General features: G+C 39.4%; 7 protein-coding genes. All 7 read left to right on the top strand.

What is annotated here, in order from left to right; genetic code table 11:
• Nucleotides 1-307: aromatic amino acid lyase (locus E0H82_RS13215; protein WP_165492956.1), on the top strand; the 307-nt coding region annotated here is incomplete at its 5' end.
• A gap of 75 nt (nt 308-382) precedes the next feature.
• On the top strand, nt 383-1,795 hold the full coding sequence (locus E0H82_RS13210; RefSeq protein ID WP_131265217.1) for an amino acid permease: 1,413 nt from the start codon (nt 383-385) through the stop codon (nt 1,793-1,795).
• Between the two features lie 52 nt (nt 1,796-1,847).
• Entirely contained in the window at nt 1,848-3,053 is a 1,206-nt protein-coding gene (hutI, locus tag E0H82_RS13205; protein WP_131265216.1) for an imidazolonepropionase, read from the top strand.
• A 79-nt stretch (nt 3,054-3,132) separates the two neighbouring features.
• Nucleotides 3,133-4,056 (top strand): formimidoylglutamase, encoded by a 924-nt coding sequence (gene hutG, locus E0H82_RS13200; RefSeq protein WP_131265215.1) that lies wholly within the window; start codon nt 3,133-3,135, stop codon nt 4,054-4,056.
• 117 nt (nt 4,057-4,173) lie between these two features.
• Nucleotides 4,174-4,974, top strand: coding sequence for a glutamate racemase (murI, locus tag E0H82_RS13195; RefSeq protein WP_131265214.1), 801 nt, complete (start codon nt 4,174-4,176; stop codon nt 4,972-4,974).
• 280 nt (nt 4,975-5,254) lie between these two features.
• Nucleotides 5,255-6,652 carry a glutamine synthetase family protein gene (locus E0H82_RS13190; protein ID WP_131265213.1) on the top strand — a complete coding sequence of 466 codons (1,398 nt, stop codon included), beginning with the start codon at nt 5,255-5,257 and terminating at the stop codon, nt 6,650-6,652.
• Nucleotides 6,653-7,000: 348 nt separating this feature from the next.
• Nucleotides 7,001-7,402 (top strand): DUF2946 domain-containing protein, encoded by a 402-nt coding sequence (locus tag E0H82_RS13185; protein WP_323052916.1) that lies wholly within the window; start codon nt 7,001-7,003, stop codon nt 7,400-7,402.
• The last annotated feature ends 54 nt before the right edge of the window (nt 7,403-7,456 follow it).

The raw sequence follows: 7,456 nt of genomic DNA, 5'->3' as shown, positions 1-7,456 counted from the left end.
AACTTCAGCCAATCAGGAAGACCATGTATCAATGGCTCCGAATGCAGGAAAACGACTTTGGCCAATGGCCGATAACGTTCGTGGCATTTTAGCGGTCGAATGGTTAGGCGCTTGTCAGGGTCTAGACTTCCGTGAAGGCTTAAAAAGCTCGCCTAAACTTGAGCAAGCCCGTAAAATCTTGCGCGACCAAGTGCCTTACTACAGTGAAGACCGTTTCTTTGCTCCTGATATTGAGCAGGCAAGTGAATTGCTGGCAAGCGGTTGCTTAAATGAATTGCTGCTTCCGAATTTATTGCCAAGTTTATAAATATGTGATGGATAAAAAAACGGCCACATGGAGTGGTCGTAACTAACTCAATTTCCTCAAGGATTGGAGATTAATATGTCACAACAGGCTTCACTTCAACGGGGGCTTAATACCCGTCATATTCGATTTTTAGCTTTAGGTTCAGCCATTGGAACAGGACTGTTTTATGGTTCGGCTACTGCCATAAAACTGGCAGGGCCATCTGTCTTATTGGCCTATATTGTATGCGGCATTGCCATTTATATTGTCATGCGTGCATTGGGTGAGATGGCGGTTAAAAATCCAGTTTCAGGCTCATTTAGTGAATATGCCACACAATATATTGGTCCATTGGCAGGTTTTACTACGGGATGGACTTATGTATTTGAAATGATCATTGTTGCTTTGGCCGATATTACTGCTTTTGGTATTTATATGGGCTTTTGGTATCCCGATGTACCGCGTTGGATTTGGATTCTTTCACTGATTATGTTCTTAGGTGGCATAAACCTGATCCACGTCAAGGTATTTGGAGAGTTGGAGTTCTGGCTGTCGATTGTCAAAGTCACTGCAATTGTGGCCATGATTTTAGGTGGCTTCGGGTTAATGTTTTATGGTTTTCATGTAGACCATAGCAGTTTTGTACCGGGTATTCAGAACTTATGGATTCATGAAGGTTTCATGCCTAATGGAATCACGGGCTTAGTGGCTTGTTTATCTGTAGTGGTTTTTGCTTTTGGTGGTATTGAAATTATTGGTTTAACTGCTGGCGAATCACAAGATCCTAAAAAGACCATTCCTCGTGCAATTAATGCAGTACCTGTTCGTATTTTATTATTCTATGTGTTGACTATTTTTGTATTGATGTCAATTTTCCCATGGAACCAAATTGGTAGTCAGGGTAGTCCATTTGTACAAATTTTTGAAAATCTGGGTATTGGATCAGCTGCAACCATTTTGAATATTGTAGTCATTACAGCGGCAGTCTCAGCAATTAACAGTGATGTATTTGGTGCAGGACGTATGCTATTTGGTATGGCTAATCATGGTCAAGCACCTAAAGTATTCCAAAAACTATCACGTAACGGTGTGCCATGGATGACGGTTGTTGTCATGGCGGGCGTACTGTTAGTCGGTGTTGTTCTGAACTATCTCATCCCTGAAAATATCTTCATGATCATTGCTTCAATAGCGACCTTTGCTACAGTTTGGGTCTGGTTGATGATTTTACTTTCTCAGGTTGCAATGCGTCGTCAGCTATCGACTGAGCAAATTAAAGCCCTTGATTTTCCTGTCATTGGGTGGCCGTATGCACCAGCATTCGCAATTGTTTTCTTACTCTTTATTTTGGCAATGATTGGTTATTTCCCAGACTCGCGCCCAGCCATATATGTTGGTGCAGGTTGGTTAGCATTGCTTTGGATTGCCTTCAATATTTGGGTAAAACCAAAACAAAATACAGTAAAAGTTGAATCAGAGCTTCCCGATAATCTTAAATTAGAGCGTTAAATATTGATTGCTCAAATATAAATGGGTATTTGAGCAATCTTAGGAATAAGTCATGAAGAAACTTTGGCACAACTGTCACGTTGCCACAATGCAGGATGGAAAATATTCCATCATTGAGAATGCAGCTATTGTCACTTTAGAGAATAATATTTGCTGGATTGGGGCAGAACAAGACTTAGCACATGATCATTATGATGAAACCAATGATTTAAATAAAGCTTGGGTCACGCCGAGTTTTATTGATTGCCACACCCATAGTGTTTTTGGGGGTAATCGGAGTATTGAATTTGAAAAAAGACTGCAAGGTGTAAGTTATGTCGAAATTGCGGCTCAGGGTGGCGGAATCGCAAGTACAGTTCGAGCAACTCGTGCGGCAACCGAGCAAGAACTCTTAAATAGTGCCTTGAAGCGCGTAAAAAGTTTACTTAAAGATGGGGTCACCACCATTGAAATTAAGTCAGGTTATGGGCTTGATTATGAAAATGAACGAAAAATGCTACGCGTGATTCGTCAAATATCCCAACATTTACCCATTACCGTGAAAAGCACCTGCTTAGCTGCACATGCACTTCCACCTGAATATGAAGGTCGAAGCGATGCTTATATCGAGCATATCTGTACGGAAATGCTACCTAAACTGCATGCTGAAGGTTTGGTCGATGCAGTTGATGCTTTCTGTGAATATTTAGCATTTACCCCTGAACAAGTTGAACGGGTCTTTAAGGCAGCTCAAAATTTAGGAATTCCAGTCAAAATTCATGCGGAACAATTATCAGCTTTAGCGGGTTCGAGTTTGGCAGCCCGATATCAAGCCTTGTCCGCAGATCATCTGGAATATATTACTGAAGATGATGTGAAAGCCATGGCAGCATCGGGCACCGTTGCAGTGCTTTTGCCGGGCGCATTTTATTTTTTAAGAGAAACAAAATATCCATTCATTGATGCGCTGAAACAACATCATGTCCCGATTGCAATCTCGACAGATTTGAATCCCGGTACATCTCCTAGTTTGTCATTACGTTTAATGCTGAACATGGCCAGTACGATTTTCCGCTTAACACCAGAAGAAGCACTAGCAGGTGCCACAATTCATGCAGCGAAGGCATTAGGTTTGCAGCAGACACATGGCAGTTTAGCAGTCGGTAAAGTTGCAGATTTTATTGCTTGGGAAATTGAGCATCCATCTGAAATTACCTATTGGTTAGGTGGCGATTTAACCAAACGAATCATACATCAAGCACAGGAATTGAAATTCTAATGTATAGCTTGATCGGACTTTAGAGAAAGATTAAGTGTTGGTTTCTGGCACAGGTTATTAATTTTATCGAGATAATCAAATGAGCAATATATTCCAATGGACGGGGCGACATGATGGTGATGCAATCCATCATCAACGTATTTTCCACATTATGAATCAGTCGGAGCGTGCAGAGTATGTGTTGATTGGTTTTTGTTCGGATGAAGGCGTGCAGCGCAATAAAGGGAGAATAGGCGCTGCTGAAGCACCGAATGCGATTCGTAAGCAACTCGCCAATTTACCTGTGCATCAGCCAATAAGCATTGCCGATCGTGGAGATGTTATTTGCGAAAATGGCTTGTTAGAACAGGCGCAACAAACACTTGCAGACCAAGTCGCTGAGTCACTCGCGCAAGGTGAAAAACCGATTGTTTTGGGCGGTGGGCATGAGGTTGCTTATGGCAGCTTTAGCGGGCTGTTTCAGTATTTGCAAACCCATGAACCTGATAAAAATATTGGCATTATTAACTTTGATGCACATTTTGATTTAAGAGAAGCAGAACAGGCATCTTCTGGGACACCATTTTTGCAAGCTGCAAAACTATCTGAGCATCATCAAAAACAATTTAATTATTTATGTATTGGGGTCGCTAACCATGCCAATACTAAAGTTTTGTTTGATACAGCCGATGCGCTGAATTGTTCATATTTAAGAGATCATGAGGTTAATATTTTTAACCTAAACAACGTGCTTGCGGCAGTTGATGCTTTTATTGAAAAAGTAGACTGCTTGTACGTTACGATTGATTTGGATGTCTTCGCAGCCGCGGTTGCACCCGGAGTCAGTGCACCTGCTGTAAAAGGAATTGATTTAGCCACTTTTGAAGCAATTTTTAAGCATATTCAAGAGACTGGAAAAATCAAACTTTTAGATATTGCTGAGTGCAATCCAAAATTTGATTTAGACAATAGAACAGCAAAACTGGCTGCGTATATTGTTTATCAATATTTATTTAATCAATAAGTTAAGGATATATTTTTAAATCAGGCCTTCAGTTAAGGCCTGATTTAAAAGGGCACTAAAAATATAATATAATAATGAAAAATAGAGTTTCTTTTAGAATTTTAAATTGGAAAAATAATGAATCAGAAGAATAGCCCGATTGGAATGATTGATTCTGGTTTAGGCGGGTTGTCTCTCTTTAAGCATATTCGGGAGGCTCTTCCGAATGAAGACATTATCTATTTCGCTGACTCGAAATATGTTCCTTATGGCGACAAAGAAAGCGACTGGATTGTTTCAAGAACTACTCACCTAATCTCAAATCTTATAAATGACGGGAAGTGCAAAGCGATTATTGTTGCTTGTAACACCATGACTGCGGTAGCGATTGAAACGATTAGAGCACAAATTAATGTGCCACTGATTGCCATAGAACCAGCAGTAAAACCTGCTGTGGCAATGACCGTGAGTAAGCATATCGCTGTGTTGGCAACTGCGACGACGGTTAAGGGAAAAAATCTCAAGAATTTAATCGAAACTTACGCACAAGATATCAAAGTGTCTTTAGTGCCTTGTATTGGTCTGGCCGAAAAAATTGAAACGGGTAAAGCACACACAGCGGAAGTTAAAGACTATTTAAACAATATTTTAGCGCCGCTGGTCGAGCAAAAAGTCGATACGATTATTTTAGGTTGCACACACTATCCATTTGTCTCAGATACGATTCAGGATATTGTCGGTCGTGATATTCAAATTATTGAGCCTTCAGAAGCTGTAACAGCACAACTAATTCGGCAGCTCAATCAATATCATTTAAGGTCTGAACGTCCAAATGAGGGGAATCATATTATCTGGACCAGTTCAGACCCGTTGGAAGTTGCGGACGTTACTTTTTCTTTGTTAGGTAAGCATTTACCCGTAGAAACTACAGGTTTTTAAAGCCAAGAAAAACCTCTAAGCCCATAAAAATGAGTCTGCCCATAAGGGATATAAATTTAGTTTGATTTTAAAAAAGCTCGAAATGATTTCGGGCTTTTTTTATTTAAGGTGATGCAGTCATAAGTCTGAAATGAGCATCTTTATACAAATCAAAATAAAGGTTTAATAAGTTTTAATATTTTGTTTTGTATGGTTATTTTTAAAATTTACGCAACATTTACGTTACTTCATGGCATGCCTCATTTATCTTGAGTCCATTCAAATGAATAGGGTTTAGATAATGAGTAGCTTACTCACGATACAAGATAAACAACACAGTTCTAGAATAAACATTCCCCTTGATAGCTCAACTTTAGATTTAGACGAAATATTGTTTTTAGATGAAGTAGAAAGCTATTTCACTCGATATCCCAATACCAAGCATATTGATATTTGTTTATATGACATTAACGGGCATGTGCGCGGTAAACGAATTGATGTCAGCAGTCTTAGAAAACTGAGTAAAGGGTGTTATTTTCCACTTTCAATTTATGCGATGAGCCTAGACGGGGTGGTGGTAGAAGAAACAGGTTTAGGCAAACAAATTGGTGAGCCAGATTATTTTTGCAAACCAGTATTGGGAAGTTTACAACCTTGTCCGTTAGAGCCTGAATTGAATGCTCAATTATTATTAAGTATGAAAGAAGGGGATGATGACTGCGAATATGAGCCACGAAATATCTTAAAGAAAATATTGGCACAACTCGAAAAACAGCATTTATATCCTTGTATGGCTGCGGAATTAGAATTTTACCTGTCTGATCTGAATGCAAATGCAGGGACTATGGTATCTAGCCAATGTTTTGACGTTCAGGCGCCTAATAGCTATCAACAGGTTTTAGATGAAGTTGAGTATATTGCGACTTTGCAAGGCATCAATATTACGGGCATCGTTGCGGAATCATCTGCTGGGCAATATGAAATTAATATTCAGCATATGGACGATATTCTTAAATTATGCGACCAAATTATGCTTTTAAAGCGCACGATCAAACAAGTGGCTTTAAAAAATGGATTAAGGGCCAGTTTCTTAGCAAAACCTGACCTTCATAAAGCAGGGAGTGGTATGCACTTTCATATGAGCCTTTTAGATCAAGCCAAACGGAATGTGTTTCGTATGCAGCCAAATGAATTGGTATCTGCTGAATTATTAAAAGTGATTAGTGGGCTGATTCTACTTTTACCGCCAAGCATGGCGATACTTGCACCTAATATCAATTCTTTTCGACGCTTCCAGAAAGGCAACCATGTGCCTTTAGAGGCAAATTGGGGACTGAATAACCGCAATGTCGCAATTCGGATTCCATGTTCAGATGCTGAAAATAGCAGATTAGAATACCGTGTAGCAGGCGCGGACTGTAATCCATATTTGACCACTGCCATGATGTTAATAGGCACATTACATGGTTTGACCCATCGTTTAGTCGTTCCTACAGCAATGAACCAAGTTAGTGATCCCGCTGACCATGTTTTTTTAGCTACAAATCAGTTGGATGCTTTAGCCTTGTTTAAAGAAAACCATATTTTACAGACCTATTTGGGTAAGCGTTTTATGGAGCTGTGGTGTGCGGTCAAACATGCAGAACATCAGCATGTGTATAGTCAAATTACTTCCATAGAACAAATGTGGAATATTTAAAAGCTGCCTTATAGCCACATGAATAAAGTTGAATCGTCTGATAGAGACGTGACTCGCATGTTTCTCAACTCTTCTTAAAACATAATTTTCAAAATGTTGATGTGGAATTATGAATGCATAAATATCGTGCATCCTCTAAGTATAAAAAACGATTGATAGGGTGATAAAAGAACAAGGTATTTCAAAAATGAACTGAATGTTACTTTGATTCAACATTAGTGATTGTTGAGCAATGAATGGTTTTTAACAGTATTTCGATTTTAGGAAGGATAATTGATTCAAGTGTTACATCTATGTTAGTTTTCCGCGTTCATCATTTTAGACGGGATTGGGTTGAGAGCATCTTTCGTGCTCGCTTTAATAGCGATGTGGATACATGTTGCAGTTTTTTTGCAGCCCTTATTACCTGAGAAGTTCCAAATTGCTCAGGTCTGTATCACTATTGCTGAATTAGCAGTTCAGACGAAAGCAACTCAGCAGACTAACCACCATTCGCATTCTGAATCTGTACATGCTATGCAAAACATGCAGCACTCAGATTCTGAGCACAAACATTCTGTTGATCATCACTGTATTTTCTGTACGGTGTATACACATCTGGTTGCTCATCTTAATATCGAAATCAAAGAAGTCTTTAAGCGTTTGCAAGTTCGTATGCTTGCATTTCAAAAAGCGTTTAAACATGTCTTTTTTGTTTTACAGCGACTATTTCTCACGCCTCAAGGGCGAGCCCCACCTTTATTTGCCTAAATTTCACAACAATTAGTCAGAGAACTTTTCTAAGCATGGAGAGTTCTTAGGGGA

The sequence above is a fragment of the Acinetobacter sp. ANC 4910 genome (genome assembly GCF_004331035.1).
GTDB lineage: Bacteria > Pseudomonadota > Gammaproteobacteria > Pseudomonadales > Moraxellaceae > Acinetobacter.
Note: the sequence above shows the minus strand (reverse complement) of the source record. Positions and strands in the feature narration are given on the sequence as shown.